Below are 19,292 nucleotides of genomic sequence, written 5' to 3' on the forward strand. Positions count from 1 at the left end.
GTCTGTCGGCCGGACGCGCCGGAGCCCGGGGCGGGTGCCTGTTGTCGGTCCGGCGGGCGGGCTCGTCGGGCGGCCCGGCTGCGGGTCGTGCTGCCGGCCCGGCCGCGCCTGCCCGGCCTGGTGCTCCGGTCGGCGTCCCGGTGCCCTGCCGGTGTCTGTCGGCCGGACGCGCCGGAGCCCGGGGCGGGTGCCTGTTGTCGGTCCGGCGGGCGGGCTCGTCGGGCGGCCCGGCGTGCGGGTCGTGCTGCCGCCCTGGGTCGCAGCCGCCGGCACTGCGCCATGGCGCACTCAGCGACCCCCGTCGGCTCGACTGTGGGCTGCGAAGGGCGGGCCCGTTTCCGCCCCTCGACGTGCCACGGTGTGCCGACGTACGCAACCTCACGGCACTGGCCGCGACCGGCCCCTGCCCGCGGTCGCGGGCCGTGACCCGGTTCCGCCCCTGGGCAGTCTCACTCGTTCGTGGCTCGTCGCGCGCCGGTCCGCCGGGTAGGGCACCCGGCGCAACCGATCCGCGTCAGCCGGAGGCCTTCGATGGAACAGACCGCGTTGCGTCCCAAGCCGCTGCCCGGCCGCCCGCCCGGCGACGGCTCGGCGGCCGTGCCACCCCCCGCCCGGCGTCCGCACGCCACCCGGAGGCGGCTCCGGCGGCTCAGGGCCGTGCTCTCCGGGCTGATCGCCGGGACGGTCCTGCTGCTGTCCGGGGTCGGCCTCGGCATCCTCGGCGCCACGGCGATCGGCCCGGCCGGCCTGGACGGAATCGCCCGCGCGGGACGCCACGCGGCCCCGGCGGCGCCGTCCCCCGCCCGCCCGGCGCCGCCCGCCCCGTCGGCACCGGGCGCGGCGCCCGTCGCCGCGCCCGCGACCCTCGGTGTGGAGGCCGTGGACGCCCTGGATGCCGTGACCCGCACGGACGCCATCGACGGCAGGGGCGACGAGAGGAAGACCGGCGCGCTGGTGGTCGCCGTCCACGTCCCCGGTCCGGCCGCCTCGGCGGGCCTCGTCACGGGTGACGTGCTCCTCGCGTTGGGCCGTAACCCCGTCGGCTCGGCCGCCGACCTCGCCGCCGCCGTCGCCCGGACCCGCCCCGGCTCCCGGGTGACGCTGACGGTGCGCCACCGGAACGGTGCCCGGCAGGAGCTGACGGTCGTGCCCGGCGTCGTGACCTGACCCGCCCCGCGGGACGGGAAACACCCGCGGAACCGGGTAACCGGCTCGCGCCGTTCCCCGCGTACGGGCAGGATGCTGAGCGTGACACAGTGATCCCTTCACCTGCTCGAGGAGGCCCGGATGACCGGCAGCACGACCTCGCCCTTCACCGCCGACGACTACCGGGCCCGCATGGAGCGCGCCGCGGCCGCGGCCGCCGACGCGGGTCTCGCCGGGCTCCTGGTGGCGCCGGGGCCGGACATGGTGTGGCTCACGGGATACGCGCCCCCGGTCACCGAACGGCTCACCCTGCTCGTCCTGGCCCCCGGACGCACCCCCGTCCTCGTCGTGCCCACCCTGGAGGCCCCGGACGCCGCCAAGGCCCCCGGCGCGCCCGCCATGAGCCTGCGCGACTGGACCGACGGCAAGGACCCGTACGCCGCCACCGCCGCCCTCCTAGCCGTCGACGGACGCTTCGGCATCAGCGACAACGCCTGGGCGATGCACCTGCTCGGGCTGCAGCGGGCGCTGCCCGGCACCTCCTACGCCTCCCTCACCGAAGCCCTGCCGATGCTGCGCGGGGTCAAGGACGCCGCCGAACTGCGGCTGCTGGCCGCCGCCGGCGCGGCCGCGGACCGGACGTTCGAGGAGATCCGCAAGGTGACCTTCGGCGGCCGCCGGGAGTCCGAGGTCGCCGCCGACCTCGCCGCCCTGCTGCGGCAGTACGGCCACGAGCAGGTCGACTTCACCATCGTCGCCTCCGGCCCGAACGGCGCCGACCCCCACCACGAGGCCGGCGACCGCGTCATCCAGCGCGGCGACATGGTCGTCCTCGACTTCGGCGGCCTCAAGGACGGCTACGGCTCCGACACCTCCCGCACCGTCCACGTCGGCGAACCCACCGACGAGGAGCGCCGGGTGCACGACCTCGTACGCGAGGCCCAGGAGGCGGGCTTCCGCGCGGTCCGTCCCGGCGTGCCCTGCCAGGACGTCGACCGGGCCGCCCGCGCGGTCATCGCCGACGCCGGATACGGCGAGTACTTCATCCACCGCACCGGCCACGGCATCGGCGTCACCACGCACGAGCCGCCGTACATGATCGAGGGCGAGCGGCAGCCCCTCGTGCCCGGCATGTGCTTCTCCGTGGAGCCCGGCGTCTACCTGCCCGGCCGGTTCGGCGTGCGCATCGAGGACATCGTCACGGTCACCGAGGACGGCGGCCGCCGCCTGAACACCACCACCCGGGAGATGGCCATAGTGGAGTGAACCACCCCGGAAGACCGGCACATCCCCGACGACGACGGCGCGACCATGACCCAGGCACCGACACCCACCGCGGACACCGTCCGCCGGCTGGTCCGCACCCTGCTCAAGGAGGGCGCGGACGGCACGGGCACCGCAGGACCCGAGGTACGGCCCGTCACCGAGGGCGGCGGGCACTCGACCTGGTGGGTCGGCGGCAGGCACGTGCTGCGTCTCGCCCTCGACCGTGAGGCCGTCGTCCGCCAGCGCCGCGAGCTGCGGCTGCGCGAGCTGGTCCGGCCCCACCTGCCGGTCACCGTGCCGACGAGCGTGGCGCGCGGCGAGTGGGCGCCCGGGCTGACGTACACGCTCGACGCGAAGCTGCCCGGCGGCACGGCGGAGGAGCACGACGTGTCGGCCGTCGGCGAGGCCGACCTCGCCGGGCTGCTCGGCGGGCTGCGCGAGGTGCCGGTCCGGCAGGCCGAGACGCTCGGCGTCCCGCGCACCGCTCCGCGCTCCCTGGAGGCGCTGCGCCGGATGGCCGTGCAGGCGGCCGAACGACTCCGCGCCGCCGACGAGTTCGACTCCGGCCGGATGGCCCAGCTGACCGGTCCGGCCGCGGCGCAGCTCGCCGCCCAGTCCGGCACCGCGGTCCTGGTCCACCACGCCCTCAGGGGCGAGCACCTGGTGACCACCGCCGACGGGCGGGTGCGCGGGGTCCTCGACTGGTCCGGCGCGGCCGTCGGCGACCCCGCCGAGGACATCGCCGGCCTCGCTCTCGCCGTCGGCTCCCCGGCGGCCGTGCGCGCCGCCACCCTGGCCGGCTACGGCGCCCGGCCCTGCCTGCGCGGCCTGTGGCTCGCCCGCTGCGACACGGTGATCCGGCTGGCCGCACGCCTCGGCGGCCAGGACGCGGGCCCGCTGCCGCTGCTGCGGACCCAGCTGCGGCGGGCCTGGGAGGCGATCCTCCTGGAACGGGCGACGGAGCTGCGCGAGGACGGCTCGGACGACGGGTTCTGAAACCCGGGACGACACGGCGAGCTCGGCGTCGGTGTGGTCGGTCAGCCCTGCAGCAGCACCACGCTCGACTGGGCCGGCACGTGCAGCACTCCGTCCGCGCCGGGCGGCTCGACGGGCTCCCACGCGGCCAGCACACGCGCCCGCCGGGGTCCCAGGGGGATCGCGGCCGGCTTCTCGGCGAGGTTGACGGCCACCCGGACGTCACCGCGACGGAAGGCGAGCCAGCGCTCCGCGGTGTCGTGGGCCACCTTGATGTCGGCCAGGTCGGGGTCGGTGAGGTCGGGCTGCTCGTGCCGCAGCGCGATCAGCCGCCGGTACCAGGCCAGCACACGCGCGTGGGGCTCCCGCTCGGGTTCGCTCCAGTCGAGGCAGGAGCGCTCCCGGGTCGCCGGGTCCTGCGGGTCGGGCACGTCCTCCTCGGCCCAGCCGTGTGCCGCGAACTCCCGTCGCCTGCCGCGCCGTACCGCCTCGGCGAGCTCGGCGTCGGTGTGGTCGGTGAAGAACTGCCAGGGAGTGCCGGCCGCCCACTCCTCGCCCATGAACAGCATCGGCGTGAACGGCGCGGTCAGCGTGAGGGTGGCCGCGCAGCCGATCAGGCCGGGCGGCAGGGAGGCGGCGAGCCGGTCGCCCTGGGCGCGGTTGCCGACCTGGTCGTGGGTCTGGCTGTAGCCGAGGAGCCGGTGACCGGCCACCCGGGTGCGGTCCAGGGAACGCCCGTGGTGCCGGCCGCGGAAGCTGGAGTACGTGCCGTCGTGGAAGTAGCCGTTCGTCAGCGTCCGGGCGAGCGCCCCGAGGCCGGCGTGCGCGAAATCGGCGTAGTAGCCCTGCGACTCGCCGGTCAGCGCGGTGTGCAGGGCGTGGTGGAAGTCGTCGTTCCACTGCGCGTGCAGCCCGAGGCCGCCCTCCGCGCGGGCGGTGATGAGCCTGGGGTCGTTCAGGTCGGACTCGGCGATCAGGAACAGCGGGCGGCCCGTCTCCGCCGCGAGGCCGTCGACGGCCGTCGACAGTTCCTCCAGGAAGTGGCACGCGCGCGTGTCCTTCAGCGCGTGCACCGCGTCCAGGCGCAGCCCGTCGAGCCGGTAGTCGCGCAGCCACGCCAGAGCGCTTCCCAGCAGGTAGGCCCGCACCTCGTCCGACCCCGGGGCGTCCAGGTTCACGGCCACGCCCCAGGGGGTGTGGTGGGTGTCGGTGAAGTACGGGCCGAACTCCGGCAGGTAGTTGCCCGACGGGCCCAGGTGGTTGTGCACCACGTCCAGGACCACGCCGAGGCCGAGTTCGTGGGCCCGGTCGACGAACCGTTTCAGCGCCTCGGGCCCGCCGTAGGGCTCGTGCACGGCCCACAGCGAGACTCCCTCGTAACCCCAGCCGTGCCGGCCGGGGAAGGGGCACAGGGGCATCAACTCGACGTGCGTGACGCCCAGGTCGACGAGGTGCCGGAGCCGTTCGGCGGCCGCGTCCAGGGTGCCCTCGCGGGTGTACGTGCCGACGTGCAGCTCGTACAGGACCGCGCCGGGCAGCGGGCGCCCGGCCCACTCCGTGCGCCAGGCGTAGCGGCCCTGGTCGACGACGGCGCTCAGGCCGTCCGGTCCGTCCGGCTGCCGGCGGGAGCGCGGGTCGGGCAGTACGGGGCCGTCGTCGAGGGCGAAGCCGTACCGCGAGCCGTCCCGTGCCTCGGCCTCGCCGAGCCACCACCCCGCCCGCTCGGGATCGCGCTCCAACGCGCGCGCGGCGCCGTCGCAATGGAGCGTCACACGGCCGGCCTTCGGTGCCCACACCTCGAACTGCACGGACGGTTCCCCTTCGTCTGCTCACCGTGATGTAGCCCGTCCATGGTGCTTGAAACGAGATCGATCCGCCCTCGCATCCCGTCTTTCGCGGCGAGTGTCGTCGCCACGCGTGCGCGTGGGCGGCCGTCCTCCCGACTTTCCCGTCTTCTGGACACCCGCTGGTCCGCTGACCGACAATCACGGACGTGACGTCGTCCTTCGAGTTCTCCACCTACCCCGCGCGGCTCTCCGACGCGGAGCGCGACAAGGCGCTGCAGGTGCTGCGCGACGGCGTCGCCATGGGACGGCTGTCGCACGACACGTTCGTCCGCCGCATGGAACTGGCCCTCGCCGCCCGCCGCGCCGACGAGCTCGCCGCGCTCACCGCCGACCTGCAACGGGAGAGCCGCTTCTCGCGCGTGGTGTTCGGCACGGTCGAGGCGGTCTCCGGATTCACCGTACGGCTGCGCCGGGCCTGGCAGATCGAGCGGCTGCCCAAGCTGCTGCTGCCCCACCCGGGCGACGGCCACCCGCTGCGCATAGGCCGCGATCCGGTCAACGGGCTGCGCCTGACCCACGAGACGGTCTCGCGGGTGCACGCGGAACTCAGCCGGCACGGCGGCACCTGGGTGCTGCGCGACCTCGGCTCGACCAACGGCACGACCGTCAACGGCCGGCGCGTCATCGGCGCGGCCGTGGTGCGCGAGGGCGACCAGGTCGGCTTCGGCACGATGTCGTTCCGGCTCGCGGCCGACTGAGCGGCCCGTCCCGACTCCGACTCCGACTCAGGCTCAGGCCCGGCCCCGGCCTGGCTCAGGCTCCGGCCCCGGAGCGTCCAGCGTTGGCCTGAACATGACGCGGCGCTTGCCTGCCGTGACGGCGCAAATCGCGTTCCTCTCCGCGGTGTTGACGTACCCCGCAACTCGTGACTGACTGTGCGTACGCCATGTACCCCTGGTGAGACCGGCGGCGCCGCATAGTGGAGGTGTGCCTTGACGCCCCTCCTCCGCTACCCGACCGTGGACGAGCTGGGGGCCCGCGCCGCGGCGCTGGTGGCGCGCCGTCCCGGGGACGCGCGGCTGCGCCGCGTCGGCACCTCGCGGGCCGGCACGCCCATGTGGCTGCTGTCCGTCGGGCACGGCAGCCGTCAGGCCCTCGTCGTCGCCGGGCCGCACGCCAACGAGCCGGTCGGCGGCGCGACCGCCCTGCGGCTGGCCGAAAGGGCGCTGGCCGACCCGCTGCTCACCGAGGGCGCGGACGCCACCTGGAACCTGCTGCTGTGCCTCGACCCCGACGGCCTGCGCCGCAACGAGGGATGGCTGAAGGGCCCGTACACGCTCGGCCGGTACTTCCGGAACTTCTTCCGGCCGGGCTTCCTGGAACAGCCCGAATGGCTGCCCGCCGGCGCGGCGGCCGCCGCCCTGCCGGAGACCCGCGCCCTGCTCGCCGTCCAGGACGAACTGCGCCCCTTCCTGCAGTGCTCCCTGCACGGCGTCGACGTCGGCGGCGGCTTCGTCGAGCTCACCGACGACCTGCCCGGACTCGCCCCGCGCGTCGCGCAGGCCGCCGCCCGCCTGGGCGTCCCGCGCGAGCTCGGCCCGTACGACACCCTGTACTGGCCGGCTCTGGGGCCCGCCGTCCACCACATCCCGCCGCCGCAGCCCGGCGACCTGGTCGCCGCGATCACCGAGGCGGCCGTCGAGTCGACCTGGTACCACCCGCACCGGTACGGCACCGTGACGGCGGTCGTGGAGGCGCCCATGTGGGGGGTCGCCGCCGTCGAGGACGGCTCCCCGCCCGCCGACGCGGCTGCCCTGCTGCGCACCGCCGGCCGCACGCTGCGGCGCGACACCCGGCTGCTGGGGCGGCTGCTCGCGCGCATCCGGCCGTACCTCGCGGACGTGCCCGACGCGGCCCGCCTGCTCGCCCCGGTGGACGACTACCTGCTGGTCTCCCCCCGTCTCGCGGACACCTGGGACCCCGACGTCGCGGACGTCGCGCGCCCGCTGCCACCGCTGAGCACCGCCCACCTGGCCGCCCTGCGCATCGCCGGACGGCGCGTCGCCCTGCGGACGGCCGGACTGCTGCACCAGCTCCTGACGCTTGCCGGGCGCGACCCGGCCGGGGCGCTGCCGGAGCTGGACCGGCTCATCGACGAGTGGTGCGCCGACTACCGCGACGGCTGCTCGGCACGCTGGATACCGGTCGCGCGCCAGGTCGAATACCAGACGCGGGTGGTGCACGCGGCGTTCGAACTGGCCGCCCGGCACGCGCCCGCCGTCTCCCGTTCGGGTGAGCCGGGCTGGGGTGCGCAGGCCGCCGTGCCGATGCATGGGGAATGACGACCAGCCTCAAGGCGAAAGCGGTACGGGACGTTCTCGTGGCCGCCGCCCTCCTCCTCGCCGGCGCCGCCCCCGCACAGGCGGCCGCCCGGCACCACGCCCCGGACGAATGGCTCTACCTCACCGTCGCCCGGGGCGACGCCACCGCCGGAGCCGCACGCGACGCCTCCGCGGGCGCCGCACGCGATGCCCTGCTGCTGTGCGACCCGCCCCAGGGCCACGCCCGCGCCGCCGAGGCGTGCGCGGACCTGGCCGCCGTCGACGGCGACATCGGCGCCCTTCCGGCGCGGAACACCCCGTGCCCGATGGTCTACGCCCCGGTGACCGTCCGGGCACGCGGACAGTGGCACGGCCGCCCGATCGACTACACCCACACCTTCGCCAACTCCTGCGTGCTGCAAGCCCGCACGGGGACGGTGTTCGCCCTCGACGACGACTGACCGGCCACCGGACCGCACGCCCGGCGGAGGCCCGGCCCGCCGGACAGCCCGCCGGTACCACCCGGCGGACAGCCCGCCGGACAGCCCCGTGGTACTGCCCGGCGCTCCGGCGCTCCGGCGCTCCGACGGTCCCGCGCGACCGTCTCCGCGCGCGTGCCGCGCCCCGGCGTGCGCGGAGGGGGACGTGGTCCCCTCCGTGTCGGGGCCGCGACCGTGCGGGGCCGGTGCGTGCGTCCGTTCAGCCGGCCCGCCTCGTCCACCCGTTCCGGCATCGGCTGCGGCCGGTGGCCGGAGCGTGCCTTCGTGCGTGCCGTGGGCCCGGCGGGCGCGGCGGCCCCCGCGGTGCCGTGGCCGCGACGTGCCGTGACCGGGACGGTGCGGGGCCGGTGCGCGCGTCCGTTCAGCCGGCTTCGTCCACCCGTTCCAGCAACGCCACCGGCAGGCGCTCGAAGAGCTCCGCCACGCGCACCTGCCCCGCGAACCGGCGCTCCGGGGACAGCACGTCGGACCAGCGGCCCGGCGGCAGGGACAGCCCGGTGCCGCCCCAGCCGCCCGCGCGGGCCAGCCCCAGCGACAGCCGGGTGACGGCGGTGACGACCTCGCCGGAGCGTGCGAACGCCACGCAGTGCGCCGCCGCGGCGCCCTCGGCGGCCAGCGGCTCGTAGCCGGCCGTGGACCCGAAGGCGCCGGGCCGCCGGGCGCGCAGCCGCAGCGCCGCCGCCGACACCGCGCCCTTGTCGCCCGGATCCTCGGGAGGGAACCGCACCGCCCGCCGGTTGTCCGGGTCCACCAGCGCCCGGTACTCGGCCTCCGTGCCCTGGTAGACGTCCGGCACGCCCGGCATCGTCAGGTGCACCAGCGCGGTGCCCAGGACGTTCGCCCGGATGTGGGGTTCCAGGGCCCGGCGGAGGGCGGCGACGTGCGCACCCGGCGCGCCGCACGGCCCCGCCGCGACGAACGCCGCCACCGCGTCCTCGTAGGCCGCCTCCCGCTCCGTCCAACTCGTGTACAGCCCGGCCTCGCGCACGTGTTTCAGCAGTGCGCCCCGCACCCGTTCCCCGTCCGCCGGACCCAGTCCGAACACCGTCTGCCACGCCGCCCACGCCAGCTGTGCGTCCGGCGCGGACGTGCCGCCGTGCGTCACCTCCGTCAGCACGTCCGCCCAGCGCTGCGGGCACTCGGTGAGCACCGCCAGCGCCGCCCGCACGTCCGCGCTGCGCTTGGTGTCGTGCGTGGACACCACCGTCCCGGTCGCCGGCCAGTCGCGCTGCAGGCGCGCGCAGTAGGCGTGGAAGTCCTCCGGGGACACCGCGGGGCGGCCCGGCTCGCCGCCCACCTCGGTCGCCGACAGCAGCGGCACATAGCGGTAGAACGCCGTGTCCTCCACGGACTTCGCGCGCAGCGCCGACGCGGTCTGCGCGAACCGGGCCCGGAACTCCACGTGCTCGGGCCCGTCGCCGTACCGCCCGAGCACCAGGCCGCGCACGACGTCCACCGCCTCCGCCTCCTCCGGCACCACGAAGGCGAGCCGCGCCTCGGCCGCGGCCTGCTCGGTGACGACCGCGGCGGCGTCGCCGGAGGCGTAGGGCCGGTACACCTCCAGGCGCACCAGGAGTTCCTCCAGCGCGGTGCGCAGCGCCCAGGGCGCCCGGTCGCGCAGGGCCGGGTCCGGCGACGTCGAGCACACCCGGCCCGCCGCCCGGGTCAGCCGGTCGATCTCGGTGGCCAGCTCGTGCGTGAGCACCTTGTACGCAGCCCGCCGCACCGTCGCCGCCCAGTCCCCGCCGCGGTCCGGCTGCGGCGCCGCGAAGCGCCGGTACCGGCCCAGCAGCTCCTCGGACCCGGCCGGATCGGTGAACAGGCCGTCCACGTGCCGCAGGGCGTCGTAGCCGGTGGTGCCCGCCACGGGCCAGGAGGCCGGCAGCCGCTCCCCGTCGGCCAGGATCTTCTCCACGACCGTCCAGCGGCCGCCGGTCGCCTCGTGCAGCCGCCGCAGGTAGCCGTCGGGGTCGGCCAGCCCGTCGGGGTGGTCCACCCGCAGCCCGTCGATCACGCCCTCGTGCAGCAGCCGCAGGACGGTCGCGTGCGTGGCCTCGAACACCTCCGGGTCCTCCACCCGCACCCCGATCAGCTCCGAGATGCTGAAGAACCGCCGGTAGTTGAGCTCGGTGCGGGCCAGCCGCCACCACGCCGGCCGGTACCACTGGGCGTCCAGCAGCTGCGGCAGCGGCAGGTCCGCGGTGCCCTCCCGCAGCGGGAAGACGTGGTCGTAGTAGCGCAGGACGTCCCCGTCGGCCCGCAGCCGCCCGATCTCCTCGCCGAGCGGACCGCCGAGCACCGGCAGCAGCACCTGCCCGCCCTGCGCCTCCCAGTCGATGTCGAACCACCGCGCGTACGACGACTTCGGGCCCTCCCGCAGCACCTCCCACAGGGCGTGGTTGTGGCGCGGGGACATCGCCATGTGGTTCGGCACGATGTCCACCACCAGGCCCAGCCCGTGCTCCCGCGCGGTGCGCGCCAGCGCGCGCAGGCCCTCCTCGCCGCCCAGCTCCTCGCGCACGCGCGCGTGGTCGACGACGTCGTAGCCGTGCATCGAGCCCGGCACCGCCTCCAGCACGGGGGACAGGTGCAGGTGCGAGACGCCGAGCGAGGCCAGGTACGGCACCGCGGCCGCCGCGGCCGCGAAGGGGAAGTCGGGCTGCAACTGAAGCCGGTAGGTCGCCGTGGGCACCGCGAGGTCGGGTCGCTCAGATGTCATGGAAAGCTACGTACCCGCCCAGCCGCCCTTCGTGTCACCGTCCGCTCACCGTCCGCTCCCCGGCCGCGGTCCTGCCGCGGGTCCGCTACACCGGCCGGTGCAGCACCGTCAGGCTCCGGTCGACCAGCGTCAGCCGGTCGCCGGCCTGCACCTTCTGCCCGGTGCCCGGCGGCACCCCGTCCGTGCGGGCGGTGTCGACCACCACCTGCCACTGCCGGCCGTGGTCCACCGGCACCACGAAGTCCAGCGCCTTCGGCGAGGCGTTGAACATCAGCAGGAAGGAGTCGTCGGTGATGCGCTCCCCGCGCGGGCCCGGCTCGGAGATCGCGTTGCCGTTGAGGAACACCGTCAGCGCGGACGCCTGCGCCGAGTCCCAGTCCCGCTGGGTCATCTCCCTGCCCTCGGGAGTGAACCAGGCGATGTCGGACAGGTCGTCGTGGGTGCCCTCCACGGGCCGTCCGTGGAAGAAGCGGCGCCTGCGCAGCACGGGGTGGTCCTTGCGCAGCCAGACCATCGCCCGCGCGAACTCCAGCAGCCCGGCATCCGGCGTCCCGCCGCCCTGCGTCCCGCCGCCCTGGGACCCGCCGTCCCGGGCCCCGTTGCCCTGTCTGCCTCTGCCCTGCGTCCCGCCGCCCTGGTTCCCGCCGCCCTGCGTCCCGGTGTCCGGCCACCGCAGCCAGGCGATCTCGTTGTCCTGGCAGTAGGCGTTGTTGTTGCCGCCCTGCGTCCGCGCGAACTCGTCGCCGTGGCTGATCATCGGCACGCCCTGGGACAGCATCAGCGTGGCGACGAAGTTGCGCATCTGCCGGGCCCGCAGCTCCAGGATCCCCGGATCGTCGGTCTCGCCCTCGGCGCCGCAGTTCCAGGACCGGTTGTGGCTCTCGCCGTCCCGGTTGTCCTCGCCGTTGGCCTCGTTGTGCTTGTCGTTGTACGCCACCAGGTCGTGCAGGGTGAAGCCGTCGTGGCAGGTCACGAAGTTGATCGAGGCCAGTGGACGGCGGCCGTCGGACTGGTAGAGGTCCGAGGACCCCGTCAGCCGGGAGGCGAACTCCGCCAGCGCCCGCGGCTCGCCGCGCCACAGGTCCCGCACCGTGTCGCGGTACTTGCCGTTCCACTCCGTCCACAGCGGCGGGAAGTTGCCCACCTGGTAGCCGCCCTCGCCGACGTCCCACGGCTCGGCGATCAGCTTCACCTGGGAGACCACGGGATCCTGCTGCACCAGGTCGAAGAACGACGACAGCCGGTCCACCTCGTGGAACTGCCGCGCGAGCGTGGCCGCGAGGTCGAAGCGGAAGCCGTCGACGTGCATCTCGGTGACCCAGTACCGCAGCGAGTCCATGATCAGTTGCAGGACGTGCGGGGACCGCATGAGCAGGGAGTTCCCGGTGCCCGTGGTGTCCATGTAGTACCGGGGATCGTCCGTCAGCCGGTAGTACTGCGCGTTGTCGATGCCCTTGAAGGACAGCGTCGGCCCCAGGTGGTTGCCCTCGGCGGTGTGGTTGTAGACCACGTCGAGGATGACCTCGATGCCGGCCTCGTGCAGCGCCCGCACCGCCGACTTGAACTCCAGGACCTGCTGGCCGCGGTCGCCCCAGGAGGCGTACGCGTTGTGCGGGGCGAAGAACCCGATCGTGTTGTAGCCCCAGTAGTTGTTCAGGCCCATGTCGACCAGTCGGTGGTCGTTGACGAACTGGTGGACCGGCATCAGTTCCAGCGCCGTCACCCCCAGCTCCACCAGGTGCTCGATGATCACCGGGTGCGCGAGCCCCGCGTACGTCCCGCGCAGTTCCTCGGGCAGCCCCGGGTGCCGCATGGTGAGGCCCTTGACGTGGGCCTCGTAGATCACCGTCTCGTGGTAGCCGCGCCTCGGCGGGCGGTCGTCGCCCCAGTCGAAGTACGGGTTGACCACGACCGACGTCATGGTGTGCGGCGCCGAGTCGAGGTCGTTGCGCCTGTCGGGCGCGTCGAAGTGGTAGCCGTACACCTCCTCGCCCCAGCGCACCTTGCCGCTGATCGCACGCGCGTACGGATCGAGCAGCAGTTTCGCGGAGTTGCAGCGCAGCCCGCGCTCGGGGGCGTACGGGCCGTGCACACGGAAGCCGTAACGCTGCCCGGGCATGATCCCGGGCACGTACGCGTGCCGTACGAACGCGTCGCTCTCGCGCAGTTCCACCGCCGTTTCCGAGCCGTCGTCGTGCAGCAGACACAGCTCTACTCGGTCCGCGGCCTCCGTGAAGACCGCGAAGTTGGTGCCGGCGCCGTCGTACGTGGCACCGAGCGGATACGCCTCGCCAGGCCAGACCTGCATGGATACGACTCTTTCAGGTGGAGCGCGCCCTCGGTGGCGCCTTCACTTCGAGTCTCCCGGAAAGTGAGGGAACCACCTATGACTTACGTCCCTCTTACCGGTCGACCAGTGCATACGCGGTATGCCGAACCGGTGGGGCAGACAGACACTCCCGTGACCAGGGGGAGCAGGGGGAAATGTGCGCGGATCAGTGCACCGTCATCTGGGCAAGGTGGTGGCCGGTGCGGCCGTCGCGGCGGCGGGGACCGCCGTGATGGCCGCGGTCACGCTGCCGGGGACGGCGGGGGCCGACGAGGGCGGGGGGACCGGGGCGGGCGACCGGGCGGCGCGGCAGGCGGGACAGCAGGCCGGTGACGGCGCGGTCCGGCCCGGCGTCGTCGAGCAGGCGCCCGCCGAGGGGGACCGGGGCAGGGGCGGCGACCCGCTGACCGACGACGAGATCGCGCGGGCCGAGCGGCTCGCCGCCGGCCGGCAGCCGCTGAGCGGCGCCGAGGACGTCGAGGGCGAGCGCGGCGCGCAGCGCCTGACCGTGGACCTCGCGGACCCCGAGAACACGGACGACGCGGACGCCGGGGCGGACGCGCCGCGCCGCGCCGACGTCACCTTCTACGACTACAAGAACGACACGCTCGTCACCAGGACCGTCGACCTCGACACCGGGAAAGTGGTGCGGACCGGTGTCCAGCACGGCGTGCAGCCGCCGCTGAGCCGTGCCGAGAACGCCGAGGCGGCCCGGCTGCTGATCGCCGACCCGCTCGGCGCCGGCCTGCGCGCCGACTACAAGGACGCCACCGGCAAGGAACTGACCTCCCCGGACCAGCTGCTGTTCAACGGCGCGGTGTACCGGGCGGTCCCCGGCGCCCGGCCCGCCGTGCTCGACCGGTGCGGCGAGCACCGCTGCGTGCGGCTGTTCCCGAAGGTCAAGAACGGCCCGTGGATCGACGCCCGTTCGATCGTGATCGACCTGAGCGCCCGCAAGGTCGCCGAGCTCGACCGCCGCTGAGCCGCGGCCCGTCCACTTTTCCGACCCGCATCTCCTGCAGGGGAGTCACTTCTTCATGCGCACAGAGAGTTCGATCGGCGGCGTCCGGCCGCGGGGAACCGGCCGCGTCCGCACGCGTGCGGCCGTGGGCCTGTCGGTGGCCGCGCTGGCCGCCGGCGCGACGGCCGGCGCGGGGCCGGCGGCCGCCCAGCCGAGGACCGCCGCTGCCGCCCAGCCGAGAGCCGCCGCTGCCGCCGCCGACTGCAGCGCCTCCTACAAGATCGAGCAGAAGCTCGCCGGCGGCACGACCTGGCGGATGTGCTGGCGCTACGACAGCAAGGCCGGCCTCGTCCTGAACGACGTCTCCTACCAGCCCAAGGGCGAGAGCGCCCCGATCAAGGTGCTCAACAGCGCCCGGCTGGCCCAGATCGACGTCCCCTACGACGACGGCAGCGTCGAGTACGACGACCTGACCGGCTTCGGCTTCGCCCAGGGCCTGGTCAACCTGGCGCCGGGCGAGTGCCCCGGCGGCACCATCAAGACGGTCAAGGTGCCGGACGCCTGGGACCCGCAGCACCCGAACGTCAACGGCCTGTGCACCACGACCCGTTCCCGCGGCCACGCCTACCGCATGCAGGGCGACAGCGCCAACAAGGTCTACCAGGCCCAGGGCACGGACCTCCTCGTCTACACGGTCAACCAGGTCGGCTGGTACGAGTACATGACCGAGTGGCGCTTCCAGGACGACGGCACGGTCGACATGAACGTCGGCGCCACCGGCAGCCTCTCCTACGACGACTACGACGCCGGCGACGGCCGCGGCTGGCCCATCGGCAAGGGCGCCAAGGCCTACGCCACCAGTCACAGCCACAACGTCTTCTGGCGGCTCGACTTCGGCCTCGACGGCTCCTCCAAGACCAAGGTCGAGCAGTACGACTCCAAGGTCACCGCGCCCGCCCGCGGCCAGCAGGCCCCGACCAACAAGACCACCCGCACCAAGGTCACCAAGGAACTCGCGGGCGACGCCAAGACCTACCGCTGGTGGCGCGTGGTGAGCGCGACCGGCAAGAACAAGGACGGGCACCCGCGCTCGTACGAGATCGTGCCGGGAACCACCACCCGGTACCCGGGGCGCGGCTTCACCAAGCACGACGTCTACTTCACCCAGTACAACAAGTGCGAGCAGTTCGCCAGCAACAACACCGGCGGCTGCCCCGCCGGTTCGGGCAAATCCGTCGACACGTGGGTCAATGGGCAGACGCTCACTCACCCGATCGTGTGGATGAATGTGGGCTTCCACCACATAGCCCGGGACGAGGACCAGCAGCCCATGCCGATCCACTGGCAGGGGTTCGCCATCGCCCCGAGGGACGTCACGGCTATGAATCCGCTCACTCCGGACGAGCTCGGGTGGCAGAACGGCCACTGGCGTCCGCGTAGTTGAGAACCACCCTGTCCATCCGGCTGCACCGCCGACCGCTCCCGGAGTAGGCTTCCTTGATCGTTGGGACGGGAAGTGCCCGGGGAGCGGAAGGCGGTGCGCGGGTGGGCTCGGGAGGGCTGGAGCTGCCCCCTGGTGACGAGGGTCACGAGGGGAACTCCACGGACACCCCGCCCGGCACGGTGTCGCTGGCCCGGCCGATGGAGACGACGTCCATCGGGCCGGAGCTGGACTGGGACGCCGACGCCTGGCGTGAGGTACGGACACGCGCCCAGCGGGCCGGCCGCGCGTACATCTGGCTGAACCTCGTCGAACAGCGGATGCGCGCGGTCGTGGCCGCGGTGCTGCGGCCGGTCTACGAACCCGTCCACGGCGACGACTGGGTCGTCGCCGCGGCCGGGCCGGCCGGCCAGGAATGGGTGCAGCGGGCGGTCGCCGTACGCGAAGTCAGCCGCCGCAAGGGCTACTTGCTCGACCCGGCCGACGACAACACACTGAGCTTCCTCACCCTGCCCCAGCTGCGCGAGCTGATGGTGCAGCACTGGCCGTGCTTCCAGCCGTACGTCGACGACCGCCGGGACGTCGAACTGGCCCTGGACGAGCTGGAGGTCACCCGCAACGTCGTCTCCCGCAACCGGGCCCTGTCCGAGGCCGTCCTCAACCAGGCCGAGCGGGCCTCGGCCAGGCTGCTGGAGACACTCGGCACGGGCGGCGACGTGCCGTCCGCGCTCCGGCTGCCGGTGGACGCGGTGGAGGACCTGGTCGGTGACCGGTACGCGGACGTGGTCGCCGTGCACTCCGACCGGGTGCGGCTGATGCGCCAGTTCCCCGCTGAGGACATCTTCGGCGGCGCCCGCCGCATCGACGCCGTCGGCATCGGCCTCAACCTGCTCGTGCAGAACTTCTCCGGCCGCCGCCTGGTGCGCCTGGCCGACGCCGGCTGCCGGGTCCGGCTGCTGTTCCTGAACCCGGCGTCCAGCGCCGTCAAGCGCCGTGAGCGGGAACTGGGCATGAAGCGCGGCGAGTTGAGCCGCGCGGTGGAGATGAACATCCTGCACATGCGGCGGGTGCGCTCCCGGCTGCGCGACCCGGGCGCCTTCGAGATCCAGGTGTACGACGAGACGCCGCGCTTCACGGCCTACCTCGTCGACGGGGACGGCCCGGACGGCGTCGCCGTCGTGCAGTCCTACCTGCGGCGCTCGCGCGGCATGGAGGCGCCGGTACTGGTGCTGCGCAACGGCAGCCGGATGGTCAAGCCGGGCGAACGGGACGAAGCGATCGATTCCGGGCTTTTCCCCACCTATCGCGAGGAGTTCGAGCTGGCCTGGACGGACTCGCGGCCGGTGTCCTGAACCGTCCCGCAGGCGGGCGGAACCCGGTGCGAGCGGAACGCGGTCCGCCGATTGTCAGTGGCCCGTGCGATGGTGGAGGCCACTGGGGGAGAGCACCACGAGAAGGGGGGCCGCCGATGGGCTGGCACCGGGAGCTGCTGGTCGGCTTCGACCTGGAGACGACGGGGACGGACCCGCGCGAGGCACGCATCGTCACGGGGGCCGTGATCGAGGTCAGGGACGGGCAGCCGCTGGGACGCCGGGAGTGGCTGGCGGACCCGGGCGTGGAGATCCCGGCCGACGCGGTGGCCGTGCACGGGATCAGCAACGCGCGCGCGACCGCCGAGGGCCGGCCGGCCGACCTGGTCGCGGACGCCATGGCGGACGTCCTCGTGGGGTACTGGGAGGCGGGCGTGCCGGTCGTCGCCTACAACGCGGCCTTCGACCTGAGCCTGCTCTCCGCGGAGCTGCGCCGGCACGGGCTGCCGTCGCTGCGGGACCGCCTCGGCGGGCGCGACCCCGCTCCGGTCGTCGACCCGTACACCATCGACCGCTGGGTCGACCGCTACCGGCGCGGCAAGCGCAACCTGGAGGCGGTCTGCACGGAGTACGGCGTCCCGCTGGACGCCGCCCATGACGCCGCCGCCGACGCGCTCGCCGCGGCCCGTCTGGCCCGCGCGATAGCCGGCCGCCACCCCAAGATCGCGGCCCTCGGCCCGGCGGAGCTGCACCGCCGTCAGATCGAGTGGTACGCCGAGTGGGCGGCGGACTTCCAGTCGTTCCTGCGCCGCAAGGGGGACTCGGCGGCGGTGGTGGACGGGACGTGGCCGCTGCGCGAACCGGCGGACGAGACCGTGTGACCTGCCCGCCCGTCACCCACGGCCCGTCGTCCGCCCGCCCGTCACTCACCGCCCGTCGTCCGCTCGCCCGTCGTCCTCCTCTTCCGTCAGGCGGGCGCGGGACCCGCGATCGGCGCCACGCGGGGCAGCGCCACCCGGGCGTAGTCCGCGCCCGACATGCGCAGCGAGCGGTCCAGGCGGGCGGCGTTGAAGTAGAGGTGCGCCCGCGCCACCACCTCCGGGTCGGCGACGAGTTCCAGATCCGGGTCGAAGCTGAACGGCAGCACGCTGCCGGGCACCGCACGGGCCAGCCGCTCGGCCGTCTCCGCGTCGCTGAACCCGGCGTACCGTGCCGCGAACAGGGTCCGTACGGCGTCCAGGTCCACGCGCCGGTCCCCGGGGACGACCGCGAGGACGTGCCGGGTGGTGCGGCGGTCGACCTTGACCCGCAGCACGATGCACTTCGCGGCCTCGGACGCCGGGTGCCCGCGCAGCGCGCTCACGGTGTCGGTGGCGCCTTCGGGCTCGTGGTCGATGAGCTTGTAGTCGACGCGGGAGTCGTCGAGCAGGGAGATCAGACGCTGGTAGGTGTCGTGGTCCGGCATCGGAGGTCCTCGTCCTGGGTGTCGCGGACGTCGCGGGTGTTGGTGGCGTCCTGGGTTCCGGGGGTGTCGGTGGCGTCGGTGGCGTCGGGGGTGTCGCGGGTGCGGGTGTCGGTGCCGTCCGGGGGCGCGGTGCGGTGGGTGCGTTCCACGGACTGGCCCCAGTAGGTGCCGGCGACCATCATGGTGGCGCCGAGGGCGGTGAGCGGGGTGAGGTGTTCGCCGCCGAGGGCGATGCCCACCGCGACGGCCCAGACCGGTTCGGTGCCCAGCAGCAGGCTGGCCCGGCTCGCGGAGGTGCGCTGCACGGCCCAGGTCTGGGCGAGGAACGCGAACACGCTGCAGAACAGGGCGAGATACAGCAACTGGGCCCAGATCGCCGGCCCGGCGCCGGTCAGGGCCGGCAGGCCGGAGGCGGCGGCGGGGAGGAACAGCGCCGTGCCGACGAGGGTCTGCACGGTCGTCAGCTGCGCGGGCCGGATCGCCCGGCCCGCGGTGAGCCGGCCGACGAGCGCCACGTGCACCGCCCGCACCAGTGCGGCGCCGAGCATCAGCAGATCACCGAGGCGCGGCGCGTGGAAGCCGGTGCCGGACATCAGCAGCGCGACCGCCAGCACGCACACGCCGGCCGCCGCGAAGAACGACGGCGGCAGCGTGCCGCGCCGGCCGCCGCGGTCCAGGAGCGGGGTGAGCACGATGGTCAGGCTGATGATCAGGCCCGCGTTGGCGGCGGTGGTGTGGGCGACGCCGTACGTCTCCACGACGAGGACCGCGGCCTGGGTGAGCCCCAGCGGCACCCCGGCCCGCACCTCCTCCCGCGTCCACCGCCGCGGCCCGCGCCGCCGGCCGGCGACGAGCGCGAGACAGGCGAGCGCGGAGAGGGCGTAGCGGGCGAACAGCACCAGCAGGACGGGCAGCGCGGCCGTGGCGGTCTGGGCGGACAGGTAGCTGGAACCCCAGACGAGCGCGACAAGGAGGAGTACCGCATCGGTACGGCGGACGTCGGACACCCGCCCACGGTGCACCACGGACCACCGTGAAGCCCAGAGCCACCTCCTAAAAGGATCTTTTAGGA

The 19,292-nt window shown here is 74.3% G+C and carries 15 protein-coding genes; 10 read left to right on the plus strand and 5 right to left on the minus strand.

Translation table 11 applies throughout. From position 1 onward, the window contains the following. The first annotated feature begins 531 nt into the window (after positions 1 to 531). From VKA29_RS17575 to VKA29_RS17585, 3 genes are all read left to right on the plus strand, one after another. The gene (locus VKA29_RS17575; RefSeq protein WP_324786777.1) at positions 532 to 1,167 is read left to right on the plus strand and encodes a PDZ domain-containing protein; all 636 of its coding nucleotides are present in this window, start codon (positions 532 to 534) and stop codon (positions 1,165 to 1,167) included. Positions 1,168 to 1,287: 120 nt separating this feature from the next. After that, positions 1,288 to 2,412: an aminopeptidase P family protein gene (locus VKA29_RS17580; RefSeq protein WP_324786778.1), complete on the plus strand. Its 1,125-nt coding sequence runs from the start codon at positions 1,288 to 1,290 to the stop codon at positions 2,410 to 2,412. 45 nt (positions 2,413 to 2,457) lie between these two features. Further along, the gene (locus VKA29_RS17585; protein ID WP_324786780.1) at positions 2,458 to 3,408 is read left to right on the plus strand and encodes an aminoglycoside phosphotransferase family protein; all 951 of its coding nucleotides are present in this window, start codon (positions 2,458 to 2,460) and stop codon (positions 3,406 to 3,408) included. Positions 3,409 to 3,449: 41 nt separating this feature from the next. Here the strand turns inward: VKA29_RS17585 and treZ are convergent, their stop codons facing one another. Continuing rightward, positions 3,450 to 5,195 (minus strand): malto-oligosyltrehalose trehalohydrolase, encoded by a 1,746-nt coding sequence (treZ, locus tag VKA29_RS17590; RefSeq protein ID WP_324786781.1) that lies wholly within the window; start codon positions 5,193 to 5,195, stop codon positions 3,450 to 3,452. 185 nt (positions 5,196 to 5,380) lie between these two features. Here treZ and VKA29_RS17595 point away from each other — a divergent pair, with 185 nt between their 5' ends. The 3 genes from VKA29_RS17595 (at position 5,381) to VKA29_RS17605 (ending at position 7,956) form a co-directional block, all read left to right on the plus strand. After that, entirely contained in the window at positions 5,381 to 5,932 is a 552-nt protein-coding gene (locus VKA29_RS17595) for a DUF1707 and FHA domain-containing protein (protein ID WP_324786782.1), read from the plus strand. Between the two features lie 261 nt (positions 5,933 to 6,193). Continuing rightward, entirely contained in the window at positions 6,194 to 7,516 is a 1,323-nt protein-coding gene (locus VKA29_RS17600) for a M14 family zinc carboxypeptidase (protein WP_324786987.1), read from the plus strand. Continuing rightward, positions 7,513 to 7,956 carry an SSI family serine proteinase inhibitor gene (locus VKA29_RS17605; RefSeq protein ID WP_324786783.1) on the plus strand — a complete coding sequence of 148 codons (444 nt, stop codon included), beginning with the start codon at positions 7,513 to 7,515 and terminating at the stop codon, positions 7,954 to 7,956. The genes VKA29_RS17600 and VKA29_RS17605 overlap by 4 nt, the downstream gene beginning before the upstream one ends. A gap of 400 nt (positions 7,957 to 8,356) precedes the next feature. Here the strand turns inward: VKA29_RS17605 and treY are convergent, their stop codons facing one another. Beyond that, positions 8,357 to 10,714 (minus strand): malto-oligosyltrehalose synthase, encoded by a 2,358-nt coding sequence (gene treY / locus VKA29_RS17610; protein WP_324786784.1) that lies wholly within the window; start codon positions 10,712 to 10,714, stop codon positions 8,357 to 8,359. Positions 10,715 to 10,799: 85 nt separating this feature from the next. Then, positions 10,800 to 13,022, minus strand: coding sequence for a glycogen debranching protein GlgX (glgX, locus tag VKA29_RS17615; protein WP_324786785.1), 2,223 nt, complete (start codon positions 13,020 to 13,022; stop codon positions 10,800 to 10,802). Positions 13,023 to 13,200: 178 nt separating this feature from the next. On the opposite strand from glgX, the gene VKA29_RS17620 reads away from it, so the two are divergent. The 4 genes from VKA29_RS17620 to VKA29_RS17635 all read left to right on the plus strand — a co-directional run bounded on the left by VKA29_RS17620 (position 13,201) and on the right by VKA29_RS17635 (position 17,636). Next, positions 13,201 to 14,025 carry a Tat pathway signal sequence domain protein gene (locus VKA29_RS17620; RefSeq protein WP_324786786.1) on the plus strand — a complete coding sequence of 275 codons (825 nt, stop codon included), beginning with the start codon at positions 13,201 to 13,203 and terminating at the stop codon, positions 14,023 to 14,025. A gap of 55 nt (positions 14,026 to 14,080) precedes the next feature. Beyond that, positions 14,081 to 15,448, plus strand: a complete 1,368-nt coding sequence (locus VKA29_RS17625; RefSeq protein WP_324786787.1) for a copper amine oxidase — start codon at positions 14,081 to 14,083, stop codon at positions 15,446 to 15,448. 101 nt (positions 15,449 to 15,549) lie between these two features. Then, on the plus strand, positions 15,550 to 16,797 hold the full coding sequence (locus VKA29_RS17630; RefSeq protein WP_324786788.1) for an SAV2148 family HEPN domain-containing protein: 1,248 nt from the start codon (positions 15,550 to 15,552) through the stop codon (positions 16,795 to 16,797). A 116-nt stretch (positions 16,798 to 16,913) separates the two neighbouring features. Beyond that, complete coding sequence (locus tag VKA29_RS17635; protein ID WP_324786789.1) at positions 16,914 to 17,636, plus strand: 3'-5' exonuclease; 723 nt, start codon at positions 16,914 to 16,916, stop codon at positions 17,634 to 17,636. A gap of 86 nt (positions 17,637 to 17,722) precedes the next feature. On the opposite strand, the gene VKA29_RS17640 is transcribed toward VKA29_RS17635, so the two are convergent. Both VKA29_RS17640 and VKA29_RS17645 read right to left on the minus strand, forming a co-directional pair. Further along, positions 17,723 to 18,220, minus strand: coding sequence for a YbaK/EbsC family protein (locus VKA29_RS17640; protein ID WP_324786790.1), 498 nt, complete (start codon positions 18,218 to 18,220; stop codon positions 17,723 to 17,725). Next, positions 18,190 to 19,227, minus strand: a complete 1,038-nt coding sequence (locus VKA29_RS17645; protein WP_324786791.1) for a DMT family transporter — start codon at positions 19,225 to 19,227, stop codon at positions 18,190 to 18,192. The genes VKA29_RS17640 and VKA29_RS17645 overlap by 31 nt, the downstream gene beginning before the upstream one ends. Between the last annotated feature and the right edge of the window lie 65 nt (positions 19,228 to 19,292).

This window comes from Streptomyces sp. H51 (assembly GCF_035656535.1).
Lineage (GTDB): Bacteria > Actinomycetota > Actinomycetes > Streptomycetales > Streptomycetaceae > Streptomyces.